Raw genomic sequence first — 24,993 nt, forward strand, 5'->3', positions numbered from 1 at the left:
GTATCACAGTTCGATTCCGAGCATCACTTCGTCGATGTACTCACCGTCGATCTTGTAGTGCCCCTCCCTGATCGCTTCCACTTCCCAGCCGTTGTTTTCCAGGAAGTCGATCGCTGCCTGGTTGCTCGCAGGGATACTCTGATAGACCTTTTCGTACTCGTGGGTTGCAGCCCAGTCTAGTCCACGTTTTAGCAGATGATTTCCGATCCCCTGATCGCGATACTCTTCGAGTACGCCAAGCGTTAACTCCGCTGTGTGTCGCAGCTTGGCGATTTCGGGGGCACTGAGATGGACCCAGCCGATGACCTCCTCATCGACGGTCGCGACGAAGAACATCCGCGATTCGACATCATTGTGCCGAAGCAATGCCTCGTCCCGATCGATTTCCCGGGCAACGGTTTCCGCAACGATATGAATGCCTGGCGCTGCAACGGATTTGATCAGGCCGACGATACCGGCGAGGTCTTCCTGACGTGCCGGTCTGATGGTACACTCGACACCTTCTTCGGTCACCCGTGTTTCCCCGCCCGCCCTGACAGCGACGCGCAGATCACCGTTTTCGGTCTGTGCTAACACGCCGTCGCGCCGGAGGATGGAAATGTGGTGACGGAATCCTCGACTATCCGACGGAAACAGCTCCGAGCGTACCGTCTGCGGATCGACGGTTCCGTGTCGTTCGACGAACTCGTAGATTCGCTGTCTGTCCCGATGTTCGAACGACACTGGATCGGATGAAGCCATATCTAGAGGAGTAAGGTGTGCCAATATTTACTACTTTTCCAAAGGCTGGTGCTCGAAACGGCTTGATCATCGGACAATCGGTTCAACAATGACAACTGCCGACTGAGTTCAGTACTTCATCAGTACCCGCTGTCAGATCTCGATCGCCATCATCAACTCGTCGACGTACTCGCCGTCGATCCGGTAGTGATCGCGCCGGATCGCCTCGGTCCCCCAGCCGTGCTGTTCGAGGAACTCCGCGGCAGCATCGTTGGTCGCAGGGACGCTCTGATATACCTTCTCGTACCCGTTTGAGGCCGCCCATTCGAGCCCTCGTTCCAGGAGGTGGCTGCCGAGACCGTTCCCCCGGTATTCGTCGATCACACCGACGGTAAGCTCGGCTGTGTGACTCAGTTTCTCCAGTTCGGGTGAGTGGACATGGACCCAGCCGACGACCTCGTCGTTGACCGTTGCGACGAAGAACATCCGTGACTCCAGTTCGTTTTGCCTGAGCAACACGTCCTGATGGTCGAGCTCTTGGGCAACCGACTCGGCGACGATATATCGTCCCTGCTGGACTACCTGCCTGATCGCGCCGACGATACCGGAGAGATCGCTCTGGTTTGCTGGCCGAACCTCGAAGCTGAACTCATCGCCGCTGAACTCCTCGGCACCGTTCACCTCGATTGCGACAGAAAGCGTCCCGTCCTCGGCCTCCTCGAGGTAGCCGTTTCGCTTGAGGATTGCAACGTGGTGCCGAAAGCCGCCCGGGTCGTGGGGGAGCAGCTCCTTTTGGGCCTCATCTCTATCGATGCTTCCCGATCGTTCGACGTAGGAGTAGATCGCTTCTCGGTCCGAATGTTCGAACTCCAGGCGCTGTGAGCTGTGCATGAGATTAGTTACCACGACAGACTGTATCAAAGTTGCGGTGAGACTGACGGGGACAAAAAATCCGGTGTGGCTAGTCTCGCAGTTCCTGTACGCGATCGATGTTCCACGCGAAACCCTTGCCGTCCTCGTTGGGCGTCTCCAGCACGAGCGGCACGTCCGCGAGGTCATCGTGGTTGATCAGTGTCCGCATCCCCTTCTCGCCGATCAGCCCTTCGCCGATGTGGGCGTGTTCGTCCTTGTTCGTCCCACATTCGTGCTTCGAGTCGTTCAGGTGGATGCACTTGAGGTGGTCGAGCCCGACCACGTCGTCGAATTCAGCAATCGTTTCGTTGACACCCTCTTCCGTCGAGAGATCGTATCCCGCCGCAAAGGCATGGGCGGTATCGAGGCAGACGTCCAGTTCCTGCTCGCTCCGGTCGATCACCTCCGCGAGGTGTTCGAACTCCCCGCCGAGTTTCGTGCCACTCCCGGCGTCGCTTTCGATCAGGACGGTAACGCCCTCGGGGATATCCAGTTCATCGAGCGCGCTCGCCGCGTTGTCGAGCCCCCCGTCGACGCCCGCTCCGGTATGTGCGCCCAGATGAACGTTGACGTAGTCGATATCCAGCGCATCGGCCGCGTCGACCTCTGCCTGCATACTCTCGATCGACTTTCGCCGCAGGTCGTCTTTCGGCGTACAGAGGTTGACCAGATACGACGAGTGGATGACCCACGGCCCGTCGAGCTTTGCAGCCGTTCCCTCGCGGAACGCTGCCGCTTCGTCGTCGCCGATATCAGGGTGCTGCCAGACCTGTGGAGAGGTCGTGAAGATCTGTCCACAGTTCCCACCGACATCCAGCTCTCGTTCGACGGCGTTATCGACGCCGCCAGCTACTGAAACGTGTGCTCCTACTTGCATATCCAGATGCAGGGATCCGAGTGTCAAAGTAACTTCGAACGGCGTCGGTACTGTCGCTACGTCTCTTCAGGATCGACCCGGTCGTGAACCCACATATCGGAGCCATACTTCCGATCGACGAGGGCCGTCGCGTCTTCCAGCTCCGATTCCGACCACTCACCATCGTCTGCATCTGCCCACTCACGGAGCGCGGCTTCGAGGCAATCGACTGCCGTCTCCCGCGAGATGTCGGCGTGTTCGCGGATCCCAGTAACCCGGTCGCTAAACTGTTCATGCGTGGTATCGGGGTTCGAGAAGACGCCGAGATGGCGCTCGGGCGTCAGATCAAACGAGAGCGAACCGTGCTGGATGACTGCGTCGCGCTGTCGATACTGGGCGTTGCCGCTGATCTTCTGGCCATCGACGAGAATATCGTGGGCCGGATCGATCGCCCGGAGATAGCAGGCTGGTCGATGTATTTCGGGGTACTTCCGGTCAGCAAACGCGGCGGAGACGTCCATGCGCTCGAACGCATCGAAAATCGGTTCGCAGAGGAGTTCGTACGTCTCCATCAGGTCGCCCGGTACCTCCTCGGCGGGGGCGACGATCGAGTAGGAGATGTCACCGAACGTGTCGTGGTAGATCCCTCCGCCGCCGGTCTGTCTTCGCGTCACGTCGATCCCCTCCCGGCGGCAGTAGTCCCAGTCAACTGAACCTGAATCCTGTCCATAGCCGAGTGACAGCGTCGCTGGGTCCCACGTATACACTCGGACCGTCCGTACGCCGTCTTCGACTGCTGTCCTGGCCGCGATTTCGTCGAGCGCCATTGCCATCGGGCCGGACAGGCATTGTTCCGGGATCGAACGCCACGTCCGCCCGCTGAGCTCGGTCATAGCTATTGTTGACGTGGAGCGGCCAAAATAATGTCGGCAGTCCACCACCGGTTCGCAACGGAGAGGGTGGTATCTCGGGTGTATCCACCCCCGAGAAGAGACAGGTAATCGAAGACGCGAGCAACTCCCCCGGTAATAGCACCGTGTCGAGACGATCGTCGTGCCGGCCACGACGCTGACATCCTCTCTTGACTGCACAGTAGTTACTCATACCCGACGGTCGTTCAGTCTGACAGACTCCCACGAGCTTGGCGAAACACGGGACGAACTCGGGTTCTCGCTCGCCCAATGAGCAATTCGATCGCTTGGGTGAGTCACCACACGCGTACGAGAGTTTTTCACTTCGCGCTTGCAAACAACCTGATAGATGACCCTGTGTACTCGTCGGGCGGTTCTTGCGATTGTGTCGGTGGGCGGTATAGCCGGGTTGTCGGGGTGTTCGGGCGACGAGGACGCCGAAACCGGAGAGCAGGAAAACGCCGACGGTGAAAAGGAAGAGTCCACGGACGACGATGTGGACGACACTCGCGGGGACGGAGAACCGACCGAGTTAGATATCCCGGAGCCGGTCGACTGGACGGACGAGTCACAGGCTACAATCGAGGTCGGGCCGGGCGGGGAGACGGTGTTCGAACCCGATGCGGTCCGGGTCGAGACCGGGACGACGCTCCGATGGATCTGGCTGGACGAGGGGCACACGGTCAGTCCCACACACCTGCCGGATGGGGGCAAATTCGAGGGGCATGAGAAGGTCGAGGAGGCTGGGTTCGAGATCGAGTTCCTCCCCGAGACGCCGGGTGAGTACCGGTACGTCTGCGAGGAACACGAGGAGATGGTCGGCTACCTCGTGGTCGAGTAGTTCAGTACTTTTCGAGGACGCGCTCGATCCGTTCTTCCGTCGAGGGATGCGTCCCGTAGAGTCGACGTCGGACGAACCGTCTGAGCCGGTCGAACCGTCCACGTTCCTCCCACGGTGGGGGCAAAATCGAGAGCGCGGCGGCGGAGTCGCTCTCCCTGAGATCGGCCGCCGGGCGGATATCCAGCTCGCGGTCCAGCGATTCGAGAGCGCTCGCGAGCGCGGCCGGATCGCCAGTGATCGCCACCGCGCCGTCGTCGGCTGCCCGCTCGCGACAGCGCGCAACGACGGCGACACACCACTTGCAGACCGCGAGCGCGACGAGTCCGGCGACGATCAGGACGTGGACACCGAGCTGTGCAACGATGCGCCCAGCCATCGCCGTCGCCACCGAGAGGCCGGTCATGAGTGCGGTGTCCCGGTGCTTGACGTGGGAGAGTTCGTGAGCGATGACCGCGTCGAGTTCGTCACCCTCGACCGCGTCCAGCAATCCGGTCGAGAACACGACCGTCGAGTCAGCGGTCCGATAGCCGACGGTAACCGCGGTCGGCGTCCAACTGCGTGTTATCTCGACATCGGGCGGCGGAACGTCCGCCTGCTGGGCGAGGCGGGCAACCCGGTGTTCAAGTTCGGTGACGTCGATCACTTTCCCCGATGCGATCTCGATGGTCTCTCCGAGATCGCGCACCGTGGTCGTCTCGATGTCCCGGATCGCCGCGGTGGCTTCGAGATCGTCGACGAACGAGCGGGCGTGATCCGACACTCTCCGGCGGAGTCGGACGAGCAGGTACAGGCCGACGAGCGCGTAGCCGCCGAGGACGAGCGCGGTTGCGACGTCGATGACCGTTTCTGACGTGCCGACCGCACCGAGAACCCCCTCCACGAGGGAGAGTCCCCACGTGCCGAACGTCCAGGCGAAGAGCCCGACGAACAGGGTGGCGACCAGCGCACCGGCGAGCAACACGGGGAGGAGCACCAGAGCGAACAGCCCGCAGGCGGCGGCCATGCGGAGCCAGAGACTGAGGTGGACGCGATCGAGCATGGAGGGTCGCATGTACGAAGTGATGTGTCGTTGAGACTTAATCGGTTCGATGACTCGCTTCACTCAATCGAGTGATCGCCCCCGAGAGGACGTCGACGCCGATAGGCAAACTCGCCTCGTCGACGTCGAACGTCGCGGTGTGGTGGCCGCCGGGATGGTCGGTGCCGATCCCGACGTAACAGGCCTTGCCGCCGCGGTCCTGTACTGCCGTCATCAGATAGGTTGCATCCTCACTCCCGCCGAGGGCATCGTACTCCAGTATCGAGTCGACAGCCTCGACGCCCGTCGCGACCTCGGCGACGATGTCTGCGATCTCGGCGTCACTCTCCGCGCTCGGCGCGCTTGCACCTTCCTCGATGTGGCCCTCACAGCCGTGCATCGTGGCGGCCCCCTCGACAACGTCGTAGGCACGGTCGAGCATGTAATCGCGCAGGGCGGTCGTGTCCCCACGGACTTCGCCCTCGATCCGGGCCTGCTCGGCAACGATGTTCGAGGCGGTGCCGCCCTCGATGACACCCGCATTCACTCGGGTGCCGCCCTCCTCGTGTCGCGGGATGGCATAGAGGTTCTGGACGGCGGCGGCAAGTGCCTGATTCGCGTTCTTGCCGATCTGGGGCTGTGCGCCCGCATGCGCTGATTCGCCCTCGAACTCGATTTCGAGCTGGGTGACCGCCAGGAACTCGCCGATTCCGGCGACGATCTCGCCGGTGGGATGGTTCAGCCCGATGTGGGCCGCAAGTAGGTAGTCGACGTCCTCGATGTGACGGCTCTTTGCCATCGCCGCGCCGCCGCCGATCACCTCCTCGGCTGGCTGGAAGAACAGTTTGAACGTTCCCGCAAAGTCGCTGTCAGCGATCGCTTCGAGAACGCCGACCCCGATGGTCGCGTGGGCATCGTGGCCGCAGGCGTGCATCGCGCCCGTCTCCGAACGGAAGCCCTCCGCCGCCGGATGGTGTTCGGGGTCCTCTGATTCGGGACGCGGCAGGCCGTCGATGTCGACGCGCAGCCCGATCGTTGGCCCCTCTCCGCGGTCGAGCACTGCGACCGCGCCGGTGTAGCCACCACGCATTGGCTCGATAACTGCGGGGTCGCTGCCCTCCCGCTCCGCGAGCAGTGTTCTGGCGCGCTCGAACCACTCGTCGATCTCTGCGTCCGGCGGGACTGCCAGTCGGTCCTCGCCCGAGAGGGCGTCCTCGCCGACGTGCAGTTCGTCGACGCCGATCCGCTCGACTTCCTCGATGATCCGTGCAGTCGTGTAGAACTCTCGCCACGCGGGTTCAGGCTGCCTGTGCAGGTCACGTCGAAGCGAGACGAGGTGCTCGTCTCGGCTGGTCTGACTCATGCCCGTGCCTTGGGGAGCGATCACTTAACTACTACCGGCGAAAGAAACGAGTCTACGAACCGGAGCCGACCTGACTGATCTGCTCGACCTCGACTTCGACGTGCAACGAACTGGGGTACTCCTTGCCCGCGATCTGTCGGGCGATCTCGTCGTGGCCGACGATCTCGATCTTGCGAGTGTAGACCGTGTAGTCCCACGAGGAGAACTCCGCACCGCCGGTCGTCCGCTTGTGCTGGGGAACGCGGAGCCGTTCGGGGGATTTCGAGTGAGGACCGTTCATTTCGACGCCTTTTCGCTCGGTCGTCGAGCGGATATCCTCGACGACGCTGTCGAGGACCGCCCGATCGCCGCTTTGCAGGGTAAGTTTGGTGACGAAGGTCATGGCTGGGGGTTGGCTTGTGTATGCTCGCTCCGGGGGTAAAAACCCCACTCTATCGATTTTGCGTGTGTCAGAGTCTTACTAGGGGACTCGGGGGGCGCCGGTGTCGGAACAACGCGATCGGTCGCTCGTCCGATATTCTCTTAACGGGTGCCCGTTTACCTAACGACAATGACGGTCGAAGCGACGAGCGCGGGCGCGATCCTCTTTCGGGATACGCGGGGCCGCCGGGAGTATCTGCTCCTCAAAAGCCGACCCGGGGACTGGGAGTTCCCCAAGGGCGGCGTTGAGGGGACCGAAGAGCTCCAGCAAACGGCTATCCGTGAGGTCGAAGAGGAAGCAGGTATTGCCGATTTTAGACTACTCGATGGCTTTCGCGAGGACTACGACTACGTCTTCGAGGCCGACGGGAACACCATCCACAAGACGGTCCATCTGTTTATCGCCAAGTCGTTCGAGGCCAGTGCCGAGCTGTCTCACGAACATCGTGACCTGCAGTGGCGCGATTACGAACAGGCGATCAACACGATCACGCAGGATGGTCCCCGGGAGATCCTCGAACAGGCCCACGAGTTCCTGAACGAACGGGAAGAAGACGAGGAGTAACACCCGCGCTGGGAAGGGCAGCCCACACACTGGGACGCGCGTCCCGTAGCGACGTCTCCACCCTCAGTTTTTCTCACTGGGCTCGAAGTCGAGACACGCCGAGTTGATGCAGTAACGCTGGCCTGTTGGTTCCGGCCCATCATCGAAGAGATGGCCGAGATGTCCCTCACAGCGCGCACAAACCACTTCCGTCCGCGTCATCCCGAGGCTTCTGTCGACCCGCGTCTCGACGTTGTCCTCGTCGACGATGTCGTAGAAGCTGGGCCAGCCACTGCCGGAGTCGTATTTGGTATCGGAGTCGAACAGCGTCAGGCCACAGCCCGCACAGGCGAACTCGCCGTCCTCTTTGACATCGAGCAGATCGCCACTGAACCGGGGCTCGGTCCCCGCTTCGCGAAGCATCTTATATTCCTCATCAGTCAGGCGCTCACGCCACTCCGCTTCAGTTTTCGGCAGGTTGTCGACGTGCTGGTCGCTCATACCTACTGCGTGGGTCCCGGCATCAAAAGGGCTGTCGGCGCACCGGGAAAGCAATGGCTCGATGCGGTCACCTGCAACGGCTTACATATAACCCAGATCGCGCAGACGAGCCATCAGATCTTCTTTGTCCTGGGCCCGCCCGGCGCGCTCGGTCGTATCTTCCAGATCCTGTAGCCACGCGGGGTCCTCGGTTGTCTTTTCCGTGCTGATCTCGCTCCCGAGCGACCGGAACCCGGCAAAGTACTTCGGTGAGATCGGGACGTCTTCGATCCCAACGCCCTCCGGAAGGTCGTCCGCGCTCTCCGGGACGAAGCCCTCGTCCGGGAACGCCTCGACGGTGTCCGGAACGACGTAGTGCCAGAAGGTATCCCAGACCGCGCGCTCCTCGAACTGGAGGATGGGCTGGATGCGGTCGTGGGGCGGGTAAATTTCCGGATCGTGCCGCGGGCTGAAGAACGTCTCGTCGGCACGGGCTTCCTGCTCGTCCCAGCGCACGCCGGAGATGACGCCGTCGATGTCGTAGTCTTCGAGCGCGTCGTTTAGCGCGACGGTTTTGAGCAAGTGGTTGCCGACGTAGGTGTCCAGCAGGAACGGGAACGTGTCCTCCTCGTACTCCAGGATCTCCCGGACGTGGTGCTGGTTGTGCTCGGAGAGCTCACTGATTGGAATGTCGTCGCCCGGTTCGAGGCCGTGTTCCTCCACGTAGGTACCCACGTCCTCGTTGCGCGCGTAGATCACGTCGAGATCCCACTCGTTGGCCCAGCGGTCGACGAAGTCGTGGAGCTCGTCGAAGTGCTGGAAATGATCGATGAAGACCGCGGGCGGAACCTCGAGGTCGTAGCGCTCGGCGACCTCTTTGATGAAATACAGGGTGAGCGTCGAGTCCTTTCCGCCAGTCCACATGACGGCGGGGTTCTCGTACTCTTCGAGGCCGCGTCGGGTAACCTCTACTGCCTTCTCGATTTTCGCCTGTACGGTGCTGTACTCCTCGAACGTCTGGTCCGCACCGTCTTCGTAGTCGACGTCGGCGTAGTCGGGAACCTCGTTCTGACTCATCGTGTAATTAGATATAATTACAGCAGGTAAAATACTCGGGGGGTACGGCAGCGTTCGCCGCCGTCACTGACGCTGTTCAGTGGATCTGCTCCAGGCAGTCGTGACAGTACGTTGCTGTCGACTGGTTCGGTGCGCCACAGTGCTGACATCGTGGTGCCGAAGCGTCCATCAGCCGCTCCAGGTTCGGTTCCACGTCGCTGTCTATGACGGTATCCTTCGAGAGGATTCTGAGTAAGTCATCAGTGTCGTCGACACGAAGGTGCTCTGCATCGGTAATCTTGTTTATCAACTCGTCGTCCCGGAGGAGTTCGAGTCCCCTAATCAGACCGAGAAACAGCAGTGTCGGCCCTACGATGACGACCGCGGTAACGGCAAGCCGCCACAGGAGCGTGAGCGTCGACGGCTCCATGGAGGTCTCTAGCGAGACTACGAAAATAGGTCTATGCTAGAGTTGGTGACAGCATCGGCAGTATCATCTGTCTACCTCAGCGAACTCGTCGTTCAGCCCCCACTCGGTTGCCTGTCGTTTGGCGTCCTCGCGAGCCTGCCGTTTGATCGCTTCAATTCGCTCCTCGTCGGACAGAAAGGAGACAACGGCATCTTCATTCGTACTCACATCAGCGACATCGTCGGGAAGCAGCCCGTGTTCGCGTGCACGGGACCGCGTCCGGTCCGCCAGATTGGGGGCCCCGGCGACCCGCTCGGCCGGTTCTCCAGGTCGGACTCGAAGCTCGTCCGCGTCGTGTATTCGCTCGATTTCCTCGTCTGACAGCTCGAACACATCGACCTTGTAGGGGCCAGGAACGGCCAGATCAGCGAGTCCGTCGGCGCCACCACGGTCCGTCCCCGTATGGTACACGAGGACCGGGACGCCGTTCCGAACGGTCATGACACCCCGACCCTGGTCGTCGAGCAACAGTGTGTCCTGAGGCTCGAATACGAGATAGCCGGTCAACGAGTCGTCAAGGACGGAAGAAAATGCGGTCGCTGGGTTCGACACGACCCGCGAGCGTAGCAACCGACCGCGTGGAACCTTCATGGTCTGTCGGGGACGACCGCGCTTTTGAAACGCTCCGCGACAGCCGCTGAATCGCCGGATTCGATCGTCAACTCCGAAGCAGCCTCGGTAAACGCGACGGCTGCGGGTGAGCTGGGTGCGTACGAGAGTAGCGGTTTCCCCGCAGCTCTCGCCTGATGCGGTGCGGAACACTCCGGCACAGTGCCGAGTACCGGTCCATCGAAGTAGCGTTCGGTCCGGTCAACGACGGTGTCCATGCGTGATTCCTCGCGTACCTTGTTGAAGAGGACGCCTCCCGTGCCTGTTCCGTACGAACTCGCGTACTCCTGGACTTTCAGCCCGTCGCTCAGCGCCGGAATGGTCGGAGCCAGCACGGGGAGCACCCGGTCGGCGAGGACGATCGGCAGCACGGCGCTTTTCGAACCAAGTGCGGCTGGCGAATCGAGCAGGAGAACGTCCGTGTTCTCGGCAAGGATTGCGACAACCTCGCGTAGTCGCTCCGGTTCGGCCGACTCGAAATCCGCCAGACTCGTCCCGCAGGGCACGACCGAAAGTCCGTGGCGATCGTAAACCGCTTTCTCGACCGGCACGTCTCGCTCGGCCATCAGCAGGTCGTGCAGGGTGGTTTCAACGTCTTCGAGACCGGCGTGAAAGAGCAGGTTCGCCATCCCGGTATCCGCGTCGACGATGGTCACGTCGTGCTCCTCAGCCAGCGCCATGCCGAGCGCGAGCGTCGCTGTCGTCTTGCCCGTCCCACCCTTCCCGCTCGCGACGGCGAACGCCTCGACCATGCGGAACTCGTTGCGCCCCTCTGGTAAAAATATTATTCATTCGATTGAGAAATATAGGTCGTCAAGGGACCGTCGCGTTCAAGTTCATTTGCAGTAATACACCGGTAATGGCAGTATCGTTCGACCTCTTCGGAACGCTCGTGTCGGTCGATCGGCCGGACTCCCCAGCCGACGCTGTCGCCACAGAGCTGGCGAGCCGCGGCGTCGACGTGCCAGCGGAGTTTGTAGCTGATTACCGGGAGATCCAGATCGATGCTCCCGAGGGCGCGGAAGTTCCGCTTCCCGCACACGTCGCCGCCGCGCTCCGAAGCCGTGGCGTATCACCCACGGACAACGTCGTTCGGCGGGCAGTCGTCGCGGCGTTCGATCCGGCAGTCGAGACGCGTCCCGGAGCTGTCGACGCGGTCGCGGCCGCGGCCGAGCACGGCGCCGTCGGCGTCCTCTCGAACTGTAGCGTGCCCGAACTCGTCCCGAGAGCGTTGCTTCGGTCCGATATCGATCGGTCGGCGTTCGATGTTATCGTATCGAGCGCCGGCTGTGGCTGGCGCAAACCAGATCCCCGTGCGTTCGAGTCGTTCGCCTCCAGGCTGGGTGTTGACGTCGGCTCGGTGATCCACGTCGGAGATGATCCGGATACTGATGCTGGCATCGAGGCGGTCGGTGGGACCGCCATTCTGCTCGACGAGCACTCGCTCGCCGACGTCCCTGCGCTGCTCGACGAGGTGGCGTAGCGTGGCCGTGGAGCTCACGCTCGTGGTCGTGCTCGCGGCCGTCCTCGACCGACTTGTACGTGAACTCCCGGCACGGGTCCACCCAGTCGTCGTCTTCGGACGCCTCGTTGACCGCGCCGACAGGGAATGGTCCCGGCCACGGCTCGCTGGCGTCGCCGTGGCACTGGCGCTTCCCGTGCTCCCCACAGCCGTCGCCTTCGGCGTCGTCTCTGTGGCTGTTGCAGTTCATCCCCTGCTGGGTGTCCTCGCCGCTGGAGCCGCCCTCTTCACGACGACCAGTTTACAGATGTTGCTAGAGGAGGCTGCAGGCGTCATCGAGGCCAGCTCGACGGATCCGGCCGCGGCCCGCGAGCGGTTGCCCGCCCTTGCCGGGCGTGATCCGGCTGACCTTTCGCCCGACCTGCTACGCAGCGCCGCGGTCGAAAGTGCCAGCGAGAACCTCGCGGATGGGCTGGTTGCGCCGCTGCTCGCCTTTGCCCTGCTCGCACCGGTCTCACTCCCACTGGGTGCCGCTGCGGCGGCGTGGCTCAAGGCCGTGAACACGCTCGATTCGATGCTCGGCTACCCCTCGAAGCCACACGGCTGGGCGAGTGCTCGACTCGACGACCTCGTGATGTGGGTTCCCGCCCGCGTGAGCGCCCTGCTGCTTTCTGCGGCGGCGCTCTCGCCCGATCCCGTATTGACCGCGCGACGGTGGCGTGGCGAGACCGCCTCACCCAACTCCGGATGGCCCATGGCGACTGCTGCGGGCGCGCTCCAGGTCCGCCTCGAAAAGCCCGACGCCTACGTCCTCAACGAACTCGCCTCGCTGCCGACCACGGAGCAGGCCCATCGCGGCGTTGCGCTCGTCGGGCGCGCCGGGGTACTTGCGTACGCCATAGCCGCGTTGTCGGGGGTGATCGCGTGGCTGCCCTGAGCTTCGCGGCGCTACGCGGAGCCGTCGGGTTTCTCACTCGCGTTCCCATCGGCCACGACAACACTGGGTGGGAAGCGTTTACCCGCACCCCCGCAACGTTCCCCGCCGTCGGCTATCTCGTCGGCGTGCTCGGCGCGCTCGTCTTTCTGGTTCCCGCCACGCCGACCGTCACGGCGTTTCTGTACGTCCTCGTCCTGTACGCCGTCACAGGTATAAACCACGCCGACGGCGTCGCCGATCTGGGTGACGCCGCGGTGGTCCATGGCGACGCAGAGCGACGGCGGGAGGTGCTCAAAGACGGCACGCTCGGCGTCGGCGGGACATTCGCGCTCGTCGGGCTCATTGTCGGTCTCGTCCTCGTGGCCGTTCCACTCGCGGGAGTCCCCATCGCCGTTGCGGCGAGCATCGTCATCGCTGCGGAGGTTGGAGCACGGCTGGGCACCGCTGCACTGGTCTGTGTCGGCACCGCGCCCCACGAGGGACTCGGAAGCCAACTGACCGGCGTCAACGGCCCCCGAAGCCTCGTCGCACCCGTGCTGATCGCGCTTCCCGCTGTCGTGCTCGCTCGCCCGTCGTACGTCGCCACGGCGGCCGTCGTCGCGGCGGTCGCGGTCGCGGTCGCACTCTATCGCTGGTCGGGCCCCACGCTCGGCGGCGTCAACGGGGACGTGCTCGGTGCGACGACCGAGCTTGGCCGGCTCGCCGGACTACTGGTTGGCGTACTCGCATGGACGCTCTGGACCGGTGACGCGACACTCGTTGGGACGCTCCCGACAGGCGAGGTAACGGAGGTGATCGCGTGGACGCTCTCGTGATGTGTGGCGGCGAGGGGACCCGCCTTGCAGCCTCGCTCAGGGGGGACGCACCCGAAAAGCCGCTGTACCCGATCGACGGCAAGCCGATGGTCGACCGGGTGCTAGACGCGCTCGACGCCAGCGATATTGATCGAATCCACGCGGTGGTTTCGCCCGCCACACCCGAAACGCGCGAGCACATCACCGGACGTGGTCCGCTGATCGAGACACCGGTATCGCTGATCGAGACCCCTGGAGAAGGGTACGTCACAGACCTCTCGGCGGCGCTCGACGATATCGTCCAGCCTGTCCTGACCGTCGCCGCGGATCTGCCGCTGTTGACCGGCGACGTCGTTGACAGAATGCTGGACGTATACGCGATGACCGGAACCGACGACGGGTCGATGACAGTCGCGGTCCCGACCACGCGCAAAGTTCGGCTCGGCGTGTCCGCGGATACCGTGATGGAGACGGACGCGCTGACTGCGGAGCTACTCGACGGGCGGGGTGATGCGGAGGTGAAACCGGAACGAATCGCGCCGACCGGCCTGAACGTGGTCGGCGCATCGACGCAGACTGATACGATGTACCTGACAGACGACGAGCGACTGGCGGTGAACGTGAATCGAGCGCGAGACGCACGGATCGCGGAGGCACTGGAATGAGGTTCGTCCTTGCGGCCGGGACGACGCGGACGGCGACCATCGAGGGAATCAGCGCTGCCGGAGCCACGCCGGAACTGATGGCGGACACCCCTGCGATCGATGCGGAGATCCTCGTCTACGGCCAGCCCGTGTCGAGCGATCTGGTACCCGTGAGTCCGACCGGCTGTCCGACCCCCGCAGTCATCTCACGGGCCGTCCGCGAGCGGGTCGGCTTCGACGTGACGGTGATCGACGCCGGTCTCGCCGCCGAGACCGATGCGCCGACGGTTTCGGTCGGTGCCCAACCGGGCCGGGACATCCGCGAGGAGCATGCCGTCCCACGTGCCGACGCGGTGTTCCACCGCGCCCGCAAATTCGGCCGCTCGCTGCCCGATGACGAACTGTTCGTCGCCGAAACGATTCCCGGCGGGACGACGACCGCAGCAGCGGTACTTCGGGCGCTCGGCGCTGATCTGGGCGTCTCCTCGTCGCTGCCCGAGAACCCCCTCGCGCTGAAAGAGCAGGTCGTCACGACGGCGCTCGACGCGAGCGGGATCGAGCGCGGCGAGCTGGTCGACTCGCCCCTGGCGGCCATCGAGGCGGTCGGCGATCCCGTGCAAGCGACCGTCGCAGGCCTGACCGTCGGCGCGCTCGAATCAGGGAGTTCGGTGACGCTGGCTGGCGGGACACAGCTGGTCGCGACAGCGGCGCTGGTCCGGGCGTTCGGCTGCGGCGAACCCCTGTCACTCGCCACTACTCACTTCGTTGCCGCTGATCCTGCAGTGGATCTCGACGCCGCGACGGCGGCGCTCGAACTCGACGTGACGGTGACCGATCCCGGGTTCGAGCACAGTGAGCACGTCGCCATGGAGCGATACGTCGCGGGTGAAGCGAAGGAGGGCGTCGGGATGGGCGGGGCGCTGGCGCTCGCAGATCGTGCAGCGGTCGGAATGGGAGCTATCAGAGGGCAGATCGCGTCGGTGTACGATCGACTCGATCCCGACTCGACGCCGGAGAGCGAGCCTCCAGTCACTGGAGGTGACCGCTGAGATGGATCCCGATGCAGTACGGGAGGTCGACCGGGTACCCCACGGCGGGAGCGACGAGCGGGACGTGCTGGATTTCAGCGCCAACACGAACACGGAGATACCGCCGGGTGTCGAGGCGGTCTACCGCGAGGCGTTCCACGCATCGCGCCGGTATCCGAACGACGACTACCCCGTGTTTCGGGATGCTGCCGCGGCGTACGTCGGCTGCGATGCAGGGCAAGTCGTTCCCACGCCAGGGGGACTCGCGGCGATTCGGCTGGCGATCGAGACGACGGTCGAGGCCGGTGACAGCGTGCTCGTCCCGACGCCGAGCTTCGGCGAGTACGCTCGCGAGATCGAACTCCAGGGAGCCGACCCCGCGTTCGTCTCTCACGATCGAGTGCTCGACGCCGATCCAGCCGGGCACGCTCTCGCCATTGTCTGCACGCCCAACAACCCGACCGGCGAAGCCTACGATCCCGACCAGCTCAGGGCGTTTGCCGCCCGCTGTCGGGACGCCGACACCCGGTTGCTCGTCGACGAGGCGTTTCTCGGCTTTACCGACATCCCCTCGCTTGCCGGAGAGGCAGGCGTGATCGTCGCTCGCTCGCTGACGAAACTGTTCGGCCTGCCCGGTCTCAGGGCAGGCTTCGCGGTGGCCACGGGTCCGGAACTCGACGCGCTGAAGACGGCACGCCGCGCGTGGAACCTCGGTACTCCGGCGGCGTCAGTTGGCGCTCACTGTCTCCGCGCCGAGGAGTTCGTCGTGGAGACGCGCCAGCGAATCGAGGGAGAACGCGAACGCCTTCGAGAGGCACTCTCCACCCGCTACGACATCCATCCATCGGATGCCCCCTTCCTCCTGCTCGACATCGGCGACCGGGATGTCGACGATCTGCTCGCCCACGCGCGACAGCACGGCCTCGCACTCAGGGACGCCCGGACGTTTCGCGGCCTCGACTCCCACGTCAGGGTCGCCGTGAAGGATAGCGAGGCGAACGATCGGCTACTGGAGGTGCTCGTAGATGGCTGACGTACGCATCCGAGAGGAGGTGCTACAACTGATCGCTCCCGACACGTCGTGGCTCTCGGCGGGCTGGAACGGTGGGCGAATCCGGGCGGACGCCGCGTACAACTGCACGGTCCCCGAGGGCTGGGAGCGCACCGATCTGGACGAGTACATCGCGGACCGACGAGCCGACGCGGGCTTCGAAAAAGAGGGCCCAGCGCTGCTCACGGGCGTCGAAATGCGCCACGCGCGCTGTGGGCGACTAGCGGCGGAGCGCGACACGGGGGAGACAGACCGCGGCGGGGATAGCGTCGACGTGCTCGCGGTTGCCACTGCGGGCGTCTCGAACCCCGCCGTCCTGTGTCCCGGGGCGGACGCCGACGCGGAACAGGAGCACACACAGGACAGCGACGCCGGGCATCCCGAGCCGGGAACCGTAAACGTGCTCGTCCACGTGGATCACCCGCTCGCAGCGGGTGCGCTCGCCAATCTGATCGCTGTCGTCGCAGAGGCCAAAGCGGCCACGCTGCTGCGCGAGACCGGCTTTCCGGGGACCACAACGGATGCTGTGATCGTCGGGGCTACTGGAGGAATGGAATCCGACGAGCCGATACGGTTCACCGGTAGCGGAACACCGATCGGCGCTGCGGTCCGGGCCTGTGTGCGGGACGCCCTCCGCGCCAGTCTCACCGCCAGATACGACGAAACGTCGATTCCCGAAACGGTCGAACGCGCGGAGTACGGGGCGGTAACGACTCGCTCCGCGAACGTTTTCCGTCCCTGATCGGCGTCACGTCGGACCTGCGTTATTTCTGATCAGCGCCACTGTCGCCGACGATCCGCGTCGCCGTGGCCTTCCAGGTGAGCGCGACCCGACAGCCCTCTTTCAGGCCGAGTCGCTGCTCGCTGTCCGACGTGACGAGTGCGTCGAAGGCCGTCCCGTCGACGTCGATACGCACGGTTACCACCATCTCGCCACGGTCGGTCCCGACGAGTTCGCCGGAAACACGATTCCTCGCGCTCGTCGCGTCGGGAGCCGGCTCTGCTGCGCTGTCGAGCACCGTGATCGCGTCCGCCCCGATCCGAACCTGAACCCGCTGGCCTCGCTCGGTCCCGTCGTGGAGGCATCGCAGAGTTCCCACCGGAGTCTCGACCAGCGCGAGTTCGCCGTCGACTTCCATAACGGTGCCGTCGAGCACGGTTTCGGAAACCTGCGCCGTCGCGGCGAGGGCGGCCCGCAGTCGCTCGTAGCGGTTCAGTACGTCCCACCCAGTCTCGGTAAGACTACTGCCGCCGCCGTCGCGACCGCCTCGTTGCCGCCGGACGATCGGGCCGAAGGCCACTTCGAGTATCTCGATCCGCATCAGTGCCCGCGCCCGGGAGCGGTCGAGTTCGGAGGCGGCCCCCGCGACCGATCCAGTTCGGTCGATCGCACGGAGCAACGCGGCGTCACGGCTATCGAACTCGACGTCGTCCTCGACGAGCGCTGCCTCACCCCGTCGGCGCGTGTCAGTCACCCTTCTCACCCGCCGTGTAGACGAGTTCGCCGTCGATGAACCGCCGCGCTCGGGGATCGTCGGGATCACTGAACACCCGTTCTGTTGGTCCGACCTCGATGAGGCTTCCATCGAGCATCACCGCCACCCGGTCGGCCAGTCGTTCCGCCTGGTGCATGTCGTGGGTCGCCACGGCGACGCCGATCCCCTGATTACGCGCCGTTCCGATCGCGTCCTCGATGACGGCGGTGTTTCGCGGGTCGAGATCCGACGTCGGCTCGTCCAGCAACAGGACGTCAGGATCGTACGCGAGCGCCCGAGCGAACGCGACCCGCTGTGCCTCGCCGCCCGATAGGGATCTGACAGTCTGTGTTGCGACGTCCGCGAGGCCGACCGTCTCCAGCGCTTCGGTCACTGGCAGACTCGTTCCCTCGCCGAAAAGCCGGGTACCCCATTCCCGGAGCCGGGATCGCCAGTCGCGCCGGACGTGTAGCCCGTAGCTCACGTTCCGGCGGACGGTCGTGTCGAACAGGTTCGGCTCCTGGAACACCATGCCGATCCGGCGTCGCGCCGCGAGGCGCTCGCGTTCGGACCGGGACCAGACGTCCCCTCCGTTCATCCGGATTTCCCCCTCGTTGGGCGGGTAGAACGCGGCGAGCAGCTCCAGCAGCGTCGTCTTGCCGGTCCCCGAGGGGCCGATCACTGCGAGGATCTCGCCGCGTTCGAGGCCGAGCGAGATCTCATCGAGTACGCCGGTGTCGTCGAACCCGTGGCTCACGTCCGTGGCGACGATCCCATCCTCGACTCGGCGATGTGGGGTCTCGATCACTCGATCGCTCATATCCGCCCACCCCCGAGCCGGAGCACGACAGCGTTGACCAGCAAGACGAGTACGAGCAAGATGGCGCCGAGCACGAGTGCAAGCTCGAAACGGCCCTGTCGGGCTTCAAGCTGGATCGCGGTCGTCAGCGTTCGCGTAATCGCGGTGCCGTCCGCGCCGGCGATATTTCCGCCGACGATGAGCACGGAGCCGACCTCGCTGATCGCCCGCCCGAGTCCGGCCAGCACGCCCGTGGCGATCCCGTAGCGGGCCTCCTTGATCGTGACGAGCGCGACGTCGAGGCGCGTCCCGCCGAGTGCGTAGGAGGCGTCCCGGACACCCTCGTCGACGCCCGTGACGGCGGCGAGGCTGACGCCGGTGATCACCGGCGTGGCCAGCACGAACTGTGACATGATCATCGCCTCCTTGGTGAACACGAGATCGAAGGTCCCGAGCGGCCCCTGATTCGAGACGAGAAAGAGGACGGCAAGACCGACGACGACGCTCGGCAGCCCCATCCCGGTGTTGATCAGCGCGATGGCGAGTCGTCGTCCCGGGAACTCGGCGAAGCCGACCAGCATCGCGACGGGAAGGCTGACGAGCGTGCTCAACAGGACAGCCGTGAGGCTCACGTACAGCGAGACGTAGACGATGCTCCGAACGTAGTTGGACTCGAAGGGGAACTCGACGAGCGGGAGTGTTGCAAGCTCGACGATCGCTCCGACCATCTCTCAGCCCTCCTCCCGCATCCAGTCTTCGGGAACGTACTGTTCGAAGTTCGGCTCCGCGGAGAGCGCGCGAGGAAAGAACAGCTGTTCGCCGTCGACGGTGTAGGACTCGATGACATCCTGGCCCGCCTGTGAGGTGAGAAAGCCGATGTACGCGAGCGCGAGATCGTATGCAACGTTGTCGTGGACTGCGGGGTTGACCGCGACGATCCCGTAGGGGTTCGCCAGCAGCTCCGGGCCGTCCTGGATCGGCCCCTCGACGCGGATCCCGATCGAGAGTTGCGAGCGCATCGAGAGGAAGGAGCCTCGATCGGCGAGCGTGTAGCCGTCGCTCTGGTCGGTCTGCACGAGCACCTGACCCATCCCGCTCCCGGCCTCGCGGTACCATTCTCCTCCCGGCTCCAGCCCGGCGACCTCCCAGAGTTCACGTTCTTTCGCATGCGTCCCGGAGCTGTCGCCCCGAGAAACGAAGACGCTCTCGAAGTCGGCGATCGATCGAAACGCCTCCGTGACATCACTCGTTCCGTCGATCCCTGCTGGATCGTCGTCCGGTCCGACGACGACGAAATCGTTGAACATCAGATCGCGGCGGTTGACGCCGTAGCCCTCGCGGATGAACTCGTCTTCGAGCGACCTGGCATGGACCATGACGACATCTGCGTCGCCGCGACGTCCGGTATCGAGGGCCGCACCGGTCCCCTCGTTGACCACCGCGACCTCCGCGCCGAACCGCTCCTCGAAGGCGAGGGTGAGTTCGTCGACCAGCCCGGTGTCGTACGTGCTCGTCGTCGTCGTGAGCGTCAGCGTCTCGTCGGTGATCTCCGCATCGCCGCTATCATCAGTATCGCCACATCCTGCGATCGCCACCGCTCCCCCGACGCCCAGCGTCGCGACGAACTCTCGTCGATGCATCGTGTATGATACAACGACTATCGGCTACGTACATAATTATTCCTTCGAGATATAACCACTTTCAGTTTCGTGAGGGGTTTTTGCGTCGTTGTGGTACCAGATATCGTATCGTGACCGACTCGTGTTCGCCCCGCAGAGTGGCTTACACGAGGCGTCGAACCCCGTCCGGTAGCGTGCTCTTCTCGTCCGTGAGGATTCGGTCGAGCCGCTCCAGTGACTCGATCAGTCGCGGCGTCCAGCGGTTGAAATAGGCCGCACCGTCGACGCCGTAGACGCGCCCCTGCTGGACGGCGGGAAGTTCGGCCCATCCTTCGCGGTAGGCGAGTTCGTGGAGCCGCGCTTCCGTGCGATCGACGTCGAAGCCACACGGTGCAACGACAATCACTTCGGGGCCGGCATCGAGAAACGTCTGCCAGTCGAGTTCCGACGTTCGGTCGCCCGGCTCGACGAGCAGCGGTGTGCCGCCCGCACTCTCGATCAACTCGGGGACCCAGTTGCCGGCCAGCCGTGGCGGATCCATCCACTCGAAGACGGCGACACGCGGTGATGCCGTCCGACTGGACGCGCGTTGTTCGACCGTTCTGACGCGCTCTTTGAGTTCGCCAACGAGCGATTCCGCGCGCTCCCCGCGGCCGACCGCCCGGCCGACCCGCTTGATACACTCGTACAGATCGTCCAGCTCGTTCGCGTGTAACGCGAGCACCTCCGGGTCGACGTCCAGATCGGCGAGCGTCTCGTCGATCAGGGACTCGTCGACTGCACAGACGCCACAGACGCCCTGCGTAAGGACGAGGTCAGGCTCGACGGTACGCAACACCTCGGAGTCGATCCGGTAGACGTGACCCGACCGTGTCGATTCCTCGACCTGCTGATGTCGATCGGCGCTCGCCTCGGCGTCGACACGCGACGTATCGATCGTCGGCAGCTCCTCGACCCCTGGCGGGTAATCACACGAATGCGAGACGGCAACCGGTTCGACACCCAGCGCGTAAAGGATCTCGGTCCCCGATGGAGAGGTCGAGACGACGTTCATCGATCGCCTCCCACCCGACCGAGCAGGGCGACAAGGGACAGCGCGAGAGCCGCGACGCCGATGCCGAACCCGGCGAGATCGTCGTCCACACTCCCGTCATCCTCGGGGTCGGCCGGATCGTCACTGGTCTGCTCGTCACCATCCTCCTGATCGTCGACGCCGTTTTGTTGGGGATCATCATCAGCCTGTGTGGCATCGTCACCGCCCTCGTCGGACTCGCTCTCTGCCGCATCGACGGCCTCCGCGTAGGAATCCTCGTGGAACGCCTCGGCCATCTCGGTTACGGCGTAGACGACCCGTGGGCCGGGCCGGTTGAGATGGTTAATATCGATGACGATCACCTGATCGTTCTGTACGGCGGTTGTCTCCTCGTACCCCTCGCCGTCCGGAATCTCGGGGGAGTTGGTGTTCAGTACGATCCAGTCGGGATCCGTGTCTACGACCGTCTCCTCGTTGAGTGGCTGGTACTCCTCTATCCCTTCCTCGGCGGCGACGTTTGTACCCCCCGCAGCGACGATTAGTTCGTCGATAAAGGTGTCCTGACCGGCTGTGAAGCCGAAGAAACTGTAGAGCACGTCGGGTGACTCCTCGCCCTCGATCGTGTCGGCGACAATATCGAGCTGTTCGTCCATCCAGTCGGTTGTCTCTTCGGCACCCTCGCAGTTGCCCGAGAGTTTTCCGATCGTCTCGACGTTGCTGTAGACATCATCGAGCGACGACGCTGACTCGAACTGATACACGGTCACTCCGAGTTCACGGAGCTGTTCAACGGTCTCGTCGTCGGTGGATCCCGGCGCAAGCACGAGGTCGGGATCGAGACCGACGACCTTCTCGGTACTGACGGTCGTCTCCTCCTCGGAGATCGACTCGATTTCGTCGGTCCCCTCCAGATTCTCGGCGTGTTTGCTCACGCCGACGACCTGCTCTTTCCCGCCGATCTCCCAGAGTGTCTGTGCAGCGCTCGGCCGCAGTGTGACGATCCGGTCGGGCTGCTCTTCGAGTGTCAGTTCGGTTCCCGTTTCGTCCTCGACAGTTATTGGGAACGTACACTCCGGCTCGGCGGAGGTCGAATCCTGGCTCATCGGCGCTCCAATAGCGCCAGCAGGGGCAACAAGACTGATCACCAGCAATGCCACGACGACGGATACGCGTAGTTGCATCACCCGAAGCGTGCTACTGTTGCAATAAATATTTAACTAATGCAATCTTGGTTGTTTTCAGATGACGAGTGACAGCGGAGTAGGCGGAGCAGCCGGATCGGTCACAGCGGTTGGTATCGGTCCGGGGAATCCGGCGTACGTGACCGGAAACGTCAGGGACGAGCTAGCGCGGGCGGATGTCGTCGTCGGGTTCGAGACAGTCGTCGGCTACGTCGACCAGTTCGTCGGCGGTGACATCCTCACCTGTGGATACGACGACGAGGAAGCAACGCTGGAACGCTTCGGCGAGCGCGTCGCGGCGGGCGAGCACGGCGTTGCTGCGCTGATGGGCGATCCAAACGTGTCGGGTCACCAGTTCCTCGACTCCGTCCGTGAGGCCGTCCCCGGAACGGTGACGGTCCGTCCCGGCATCTCGTCGATTCAGGTCGCCGCAAGCAGGGCGGTTGTCCCGTTCGAGGAGACGACGTTCGTCACTCTGCACCGGCGCGGCCCGCTCGATGACGAGCTGGACCGGATCGCCCGGGCGGCCGGGGATCGACATCTGCTCGTTCTTCCACGCCCGTACGACTGGATGCCCGAAGATATCGCCGCGTTCCTCTTCGACACGGCAGAATCGACGGATCGAACGAACCGAAGCGAGCTTCGGGCAACCGTCTACGAACACCTGACTCACGACGAGGAGCGATCGACGGAGACGACGCTTGGAACCCTCGCTGCCGGAAGCGGTGGGAACGGACCGGAAGACTCAGCGTTTTCGGACCTGTCGGTAGTACTCGTGCGAGGCGATCAGGTGTGAATGGATTCGTACTCGGCGGGACGGCCTCTGGAGTCGGCAAGACCGTCGCAACGCTCGCCACGATCCGGGCGCTCGAACGATCAGGTGAGACCGTCCAGCCGGCGAAGGCCGGGCCGGACTTCATCGACCCGAGTCATCACGAGACGGTCGCTGGCCGTCCGTCCCGGACGCTAGACTGCTGGCTGCAGGGCGAGGTCGGCGTTCGTCGGAACTACTACCGGCCGACTGAGGGTGAGGATCCGCCAACCATTTGCGTCGTCGAGGGTGTGATGGGGCTGTACGACGGCGACGGCTCCTCCACCGCGATGGTCGCAGAGGCGCTCGATCTGCCAGTTGTGCTCGTGGTCGACGCAAAAGCGGGGATGGAAAGCGTCGCCGCCACTGCCTACGGCTTCCAGCAGTACGCAGAGCAGGCGGGCAGGGAGATCGACGTGGTCGGCGTCATCGCCCAGCGCGCCCACGGCGGTCGACACGAGGCAGGAATCCGGGACGCGCTTCCCGAGTCGATCGAGTATCTCGGTCGGATTCCGCCAAACGAGGCGCTCGAAATCCCTGATCGCCATCTCGGACTGGAACTCGGCGAGGAAGCCGCGCTCCCGGTCGAGACTCTCGACGCCGCCGCAGAACATTTGCGAGCGGATCGGCTGCGCGATATCGCACGGACGCCGCCGCGACCGGAGCCCCAGCAGAAATCCAGCGGTGCCCACACCGACGCGACGGTCGCGGTTGCACGAGGGACGGCCTTCGCGTTCGCCTACCCAGCGACCCTCGAACGGCTCCGGGAGCGCGCAGAGGTGGTGACGTTCTCGCCCGCGGCGGGCGACGACCTGCCGCCCTGTGACGGCGTCTATCTCCCCGGCGGCTACCCCGAGTTGCATGCCGAGTCGCTCGCGGCGAGTCCGGCGCTGTCGACGCTGGCCGAGCGAGCCACAGAGAGGCTTCCGATCCTCGGCGAGTGCGGCGGCCTGATGACCCTCTGTGAGTCGCTGACGACGGCGGATGGCGAGCGCCACGAGATGGCGGGCGTCCTCCCCGCCGACGTGACGATGCACGACCGGTATCAGGCGCTCGACCACGTCGAACTGGTGGCTCGGGGTAATACGACCACTGCCAGCAGTGGCGAGCGACTGCGTGGCCACGAGTTCCACTACTCCAGCGCCGATGTTGCGGGCGACGCGCGCTTTGCCTTCGACGTCCGCCGTGGCGACGGCATCCACGACGAGCAGGACGGCCTGACCGAGCACAGAACCCTCGGGACGTACGCCCACGTCCACCCGGAGAGCGGGGCGTTCGACAGCTTTTGCGACACACTCGACTCATGACAGACGATACTCATACTGACAACGACGGAGACAGCGCGGGAGCCACGCTTGGCGGCCGGAAGCCGACCGCTCAGCCCATCGAACCGAGCGAGCCAGAGGAGTTCGGCCTGGTGCAGGCCTGGTGGGGCGACGGGAAGGGCAAGACCACCGCAGCGATGGGCATGGGACTACGCGCGGCGGGCCACGGCTACCGCGTCCACATGCTCCAGTTCATGAAAGGCGGCGCGGAGACCGTCGAGGACGTCCGCGGTGAGTACAACGCGATCGAGCACATTCCCGGCTTCACCTACGAGAACGCCGGACACTACGGCTGGCACGGCTTCGGCGCGGCGGGCGGAGATCCGGACCACGACGAACGGGCGCAGGCGGCGTTCGACCGTGCCGAGGAACTCGTCGCCGAAGGGGTCGACGGCGAGGACCTGCACATGCTGATCCTCGACGAGATACTGTACGCGGCAGACCGGGAACTGGTCGACCCCGACGGAGTGATCGACCTGATCGAGAACTCCCCAAACGACCTCGAACTCGTCCTGACGGGGAGCCACGAGGAGCCGACCTACCTCCTCGATCACGCGGATCTCGTCACCGAGGTCAGCAAGGTGAAACACATGATCGACGCGGGACAGCCAGCTCGGAAGGGCACCGAGTACTGA

Annotated in this window: 30 protein-coding genes; 12 read left to right on the plus strand and 18 right to left on the minus strand. The window is 64.2% G+C overall.

The genetic code is table 11. The features are described from left to right. Window positions 1-3: 3 nt before the first annotated feature. From AArcS_RS11200 to AArcS_RS11215, 4 genes are all read right to left on the minus strand, one after another. Entirely contained in the window at window positions 4-741 is a 738-nt protein-coding gene (locus AArcS_RS11200) for a GNAT family N-acetyltransferase (protein ID WP_238477504.1), read from the minus strand. A 132-nt stretch (window positions 742-873) separates the two neighbouring features. Next, window positions 874-1,611: a GNAT family N-acetyltransferase gene (locus tag AArcS_RS11205; RefSeq protein ID WP_238477505.1), complete on the minus strand. Its 738-nt coding sequence runs from the start codon at window positions 1,609-1,611 to the stop codon at window positions 874-876. A 70-nt stretch (window positions 1,612-1,681) separates the two neighbouring features. Next, on the minus strand, window positions 1,682-2,509 hold the full coding sequence (locus AArcS_RS11210; protein ID WP_238477506.1) for a deoxyribonuclease IV: 828 nt from the start codon (window positions 2,507-2,509) through the stop codon (window positions 1,682-1,684). Window positions 2,510-2,565: 56 nt separating this feature from the next. Next, window positions 2,566-3,381, minus strand: coding sequence for a lipoate--protein ligase family protein (locus AArcS_RS11215; RefSeq protein WP_238477507.1), 816 nt, complete (start codon window positions 3,379-3,381; stop codon window positions 2,566-2,568). Between the two features lie 367 nt (window positions 3,382-3,748). Between AArcS_RS11215 and AArcS_RS11220 the strand changes: the two genes are divergently transcribed. Beyond that, on the plus strand, window positions 3,749-4,240 hold the full coding sequence (locus AArcS_RS11220) for a cupredoxin domain-containing protein (RefSeq protein ID WP_238477508.1): 492 nt from the start codon (window positions 3,749-3,751) through the stop codon (window positions 4,238-4,240). Window position 4,241: 1 nt separating this feature from the next. Here AArcS_RS11220 and AArcS_RS11225 read toward each other — a convergent pair whose 3' ends face one another. Genes AArcS_RS11225 through AArcS_RS11235 form a run of 3 tightly spaced genes read right to left on the minus strand, consistent with a single transcriptional unit; the run spans window position 4,242 to window position 7,003 of the window. Further along, window positions 4,242-5,291 carry a M48 family metallopeptidase gene (locus AArcS_RS11225; RefSeq protein WP_238477509.1) on the minus strand — a complete coding sequence of 350 codons (1,050 nt, stop codon included), beginning with the start codon at window positions 5,289-5,291 and terminating at the stop codon, window positions 4,242-4,244. A 25-nt stretch (window positions 5,292-5,316) separates the two neighbouring features. Beyond that, entirely contained in the window at window positions 5,317-6,621 is a 1,305-nt protein-coding gene (locus AArcS_RS11230; protein ID WP_238477510.1) for an amidohydrolase, read from the minus strand. A 52-nt stretch (window positions 6,622-6,673) separates the two neighbouring features. Beyond that, window positions 6,674-7,003, minus strand: coding sequence for an uS10/mL48 family ribosomal protein (locus tag AArcS_RS11235; protein WP_238477511.1), 330 nt, complete (start codon window positions 7,001-7,003; stop codon window positions 6,674-6,676). A gap of 168 nt (window positions 7,004-7,171) precedes the next feature. On the opposite strand from AArcS_RS11235, the gene AArcS_RS11240 reads away from it, so the two are divergent. Further along, complete coding sequence (locus AArcS_RS11240) at window positions 7,172-7,606, plus strand: bis(5'-nucleosyl)-tetraphosphatase (protein ID WP_238477512.1); 435 nt, start codon at window positions 7,172-7,174, stop codon at window positions 7,604-7,606. A 63-nt stretch (window positions 7,607-7,669) separates the two neighbouring features. Here the strand turns inward: AArcS_RS11240 and msrB are convergent, their stop codons facing one another. From msrB to AArcS_RS11265, 5 genes are all read right to left on the minus strand, one after another. Next, window positions 7,670-8,086, minus strand: a complete 417-nt coding sequence (gene msrB / locus AArcS_RS11245; protein ID WP_238477513.1) for a peptide-methionine (R)-S-oxide reductase MsrB — start codon at window positions 8,084-8,086, stop codon at window positions 7,670-7,672. 81 nt (window positions 8,087-8,167) lie between these two features. Further along, complete coding sequence (locus AArcS_RS11250) at window positions 8,168-9,142, minus strand: phosphoadenosine phosphosulfate reductase family protein (RefSeq protein WP_238477514.1); 975 nt, start codon at window positions 9,140-9,142, stop codon at window positions 8,168-8,170. Between the two features lie 76 nt (window positions 9,143-9,218). Next, window positions 9,219-9,551, minus strand: coding sequence for a DUF7577 domain-containing protein (locus AArcS_RS11255; RefSeq protein ID WP_238477515.1), 333 nt, complete (start codon window positions 9,549-9,551; stop codon window positions 9,219-9,221). A 63-nt stretch (window positions 9,552-9,614) separates the two neighbouring features. Next, window positions 9,615-10,181, minus strand: coding sequence for a DUF8054 family protein (locus AArcS_RS11260; RefSeq protein ID WP_238477516.1), 567 nt, complete (start codon window positions 10,179-10,181; stop codon window positions 9,615-9,617). Next, complete coding sequence (locus AArcS_RS11265; protein ID WP_238477517.1) at window positions 10,178-10,951, minus strand: nucleotide-binding protein; 774 nt, start codon at window positions 10,949-10,951, stop codon at window positions 10,178-10,180. Before AArcS_RS11265 ends, AArcS_RS11260 begins: the two co-directional genes overlap by 4 nt. A gap of 107 nt (window positions 10,952-11,058) precedes the next feature. Between AArcS_RS11265 and AArcS_RS11270 the strand changes: the two genes are divergently transcribed. The 7 genes from AArcS_RS11270 to AArcS_RS11300 are packed head-to-tail and all read left to right on the plus strand — an operon-like array spanning window position 11,059 to window position 16,857. Continuing rightward, window positions 11,059-11,682, plus strand: a complete 624-nt coding sequence (locus tag AArcS_RS11270; RefSeq protein WP_238477518.1) for an HAD family hydrolase — start codon at window positions 11,059-11,061, stop codon at window positions 11,680-11,682. Window position 11,683: 1 nt separating this feature from the next. Continuing rightward, entirely contained in the window at window positions 11,684-12,598 is a 915-nt protein-coding gene (cbiB, locus tag AArcS_RS11275) for an adenosylcobinamide-phosphate synthase CbiB (protein WP_375139607.1), read from the plus strand. After that, on the plus strand, window positions 12,595-13,413 hold the full coding sequence (gene cobS / locus AArcS_RS11280; RefSeq protein WP_238480003.1) for an adenosylcobinamide-GDP ribazoletransferase: 819 nt from the start codon (window positions 12,595-12,597) through the stop codon (window positions 13,411-13,413). The genes cbiB and cobS overlap by 4 nt, the downstream gene beginning before the upstream one ends. Then, window positions 13,413-14,057, plus strand: coding sequence for an NTP transferase domain-containing protein (locus AArcS_RS11285; protein WP_238480004.1), 645 nt, complete (start codon window positions 13,413-13,415; stop codon window positions 14,055-14,057). Before cobS ends, AArcS_RS11285 begins: the two co-directional genes overlap by 1 nt. Beyond that, on the plus strand, window positions 14,054-15,085 hold the full coding sequence (cobT, locus tag AArcS_RS11290) for a nicotinate mononucleotide-dependent phosphoribosyltransferase CobT (protein WP_238477519.1): 1,032 nt from the start codon (window positions 14,054-14,056) through the stop codon (window positions 15,083-15,085). The genes AArcS_RS11285 and cobT overlap by 4 nt, the downstream gene beginning before the upstream one ends. 1 nt (window position 15,086) lies before the next feature. Continuing rightward, a complete protein-coding gene (locus tag AArcS_RS11295; RefSeq protein WP_238477520.1) occupies window positions 15,087-16,097 on the plus strand; it encodes a threonine-phosphate decarboxylase in 1,011 nt (336 codons plus the stop codon). Further along, on the plus strand, window positions 16,090-16,857 hold the full coding sequence (locus AArcS_RS11300; RefSeq protein ID WP_238477521.1) for an adenosylcobinamide amidohydrolase: 768 nt from the start codon (window positions 16,090-16,092) through the stop codon (window positions 16,855-16,857). The genes AArcS_RS11295 and AArcS_RS11300 overlap by 8 nt, the downstream gene beginning before the upstream one ends. 22 nt (window positions 16,858-16,879) lie before the next feature. On the opposite strand, the gene AArcS_RS11305 is transcribed toward AArcS_RS11300, so the two are convergent. The 6 genes from AArcS_RS11305 to AArcS_RS11330 form a co-directional block, all read right to left on the minus strand. Further along, window positions 16,880-17,590, minus strand: a complete 711-nt coding sequence (locus AArcS_RS11305) for a TOBE domain-containing protein (protein ID WP_238477522.1) — start codon at window positions 17,588-17,590, stop codon at window positions 16,880-16,882. Beyond that, complete coding sequence (locus tag AArcS_RS11310) at window positions 17,583-18,410, minus strand: ABC transporter ATP-binding protein (protein WP_238477523.1); 828 nt, start codon at window positions 18,408-18,410, stop codon at window positions 17,583-17,585. The genes AArcS_RS11305 and AArcS_RS11310 overlap by 8 nt, the downstream gene beginning before the upstream one ends. Continuing rightward, window positions 18,407-19,117, minus strand: a complete 711-nt coding sequence (locus AArcS_RS11315) for an ABC transporter permease (protein WP_238477524.1) — start codon at window positions 19,115-19,117, stop codon at window positions 18,407-18,409. The genes AArcS_RS11310 and AArcS_RS11315 overlap by 4 nt, the downstream gene beginning before the upstream one ends. A 3-nt stretch (window positions 19,118-19,120) precedes the next feature. Then, window positions 19,121-20,029 carry an ABC transporter substrate-binding protein gene (locus AArcS_RS11320; RefSeq protein ID WP_238477525.1) on the minus strand — a complete coding sequence of 303 codons (909 nt, stop codon included), beginning with the start codon at window positions 20,027-20,029 and terminating at the stop codon, window positions 19,121-19,123. Between the two features lie 142 nt (window positions 20,030-20,171). Continuing rightward, complete coding sequence (locus AArcS_RS11325; protein ID WP_238477526.1) at window positions 20,172-21,062, minus strand: ABC transporter substrate-binding protein; 891 nt, start codon at window positions 21,060-21,062, stop codon at window positions 20,172-20,174. Next, window positions 21,059-22,222 (minus strand): PGF-CTERM-anchored ABC transporter substrate-binding protein, encoded by a 1,164-nt coding sequence (locus AArcS_RS11330; protein ID WP_238477527.1) that lies wholly within the window; start codon window positions 22,220-22,222, stop codon window positions 21,059-21,061. The genes AArcS_RS11325 and AArcS_RS11330 overlap by 4 nt, the downstream gene beginning before the upstream one ends. A gap of 61 nt (window positions 22,223-22,283) precedes the next feature. Here AArcS_RS11330 and AArcS_RS11335 point away from each other — a divergent pair, with 61 nt between their 5' ends. The 3 genes from AArcS_RS11335 to AArcS_RS11345 are packed head-to-tail and all read left to right on the plus strand — an operon-like array spanning window position 22,284 to window position 24,993. Beyond that, complete coding sequence (locus tag AArcS_RS11335) at window positions 22,284-23,018, plus strand: cobalt-precorrin-7 (C(5))-methyltransferase (protein ID WP_238477528.1); 735 nt, start codon at window positions 22,284-22,286, stop codon at window positions 23,016-23,018. Beyond that, a complete protein-coding gene (locus AArcS_RS11340) occupies window positions 23,015-24,340 on the plus strand; it encodes a cobyrinic acid a,c-diamide synthase (RefSeq protein ID WP_238477529.1) in 1,326 nt (441 codons plus the stop codon). Before AArcS_RS11335 ends, AArcS_RS11340 begins: the two co-directional genes overlap by 4 nt. After that, complete coding sequence (locus AArcS_RS11345; protein ID WP_238477530.1) at window positions 24,337-24,993, plus strand: cob(I)yrinic acid a,c-diamide adenosyltransferase; 657 nt, start codon at window positions 24,337-24,339, stop codon at window positions 24,991-24,993. The genes AArcS_RS11340 and AArcS_RS11345 overlap by 4 nt, the downstream gene beginning before the upstream one ends.

Source organism: Natranaeroarchaeum sulfidigenes (assembly GCF_017094485.1).
In the GTDB taxonomy this organism is placed as follows: Archaea; Halobacteriota; Halobacteria; order Halobacteriales; family Natronoarchaeaceae; genus Natranaeroarchaeum; species Natranaeroarchaeum sulfidigenes.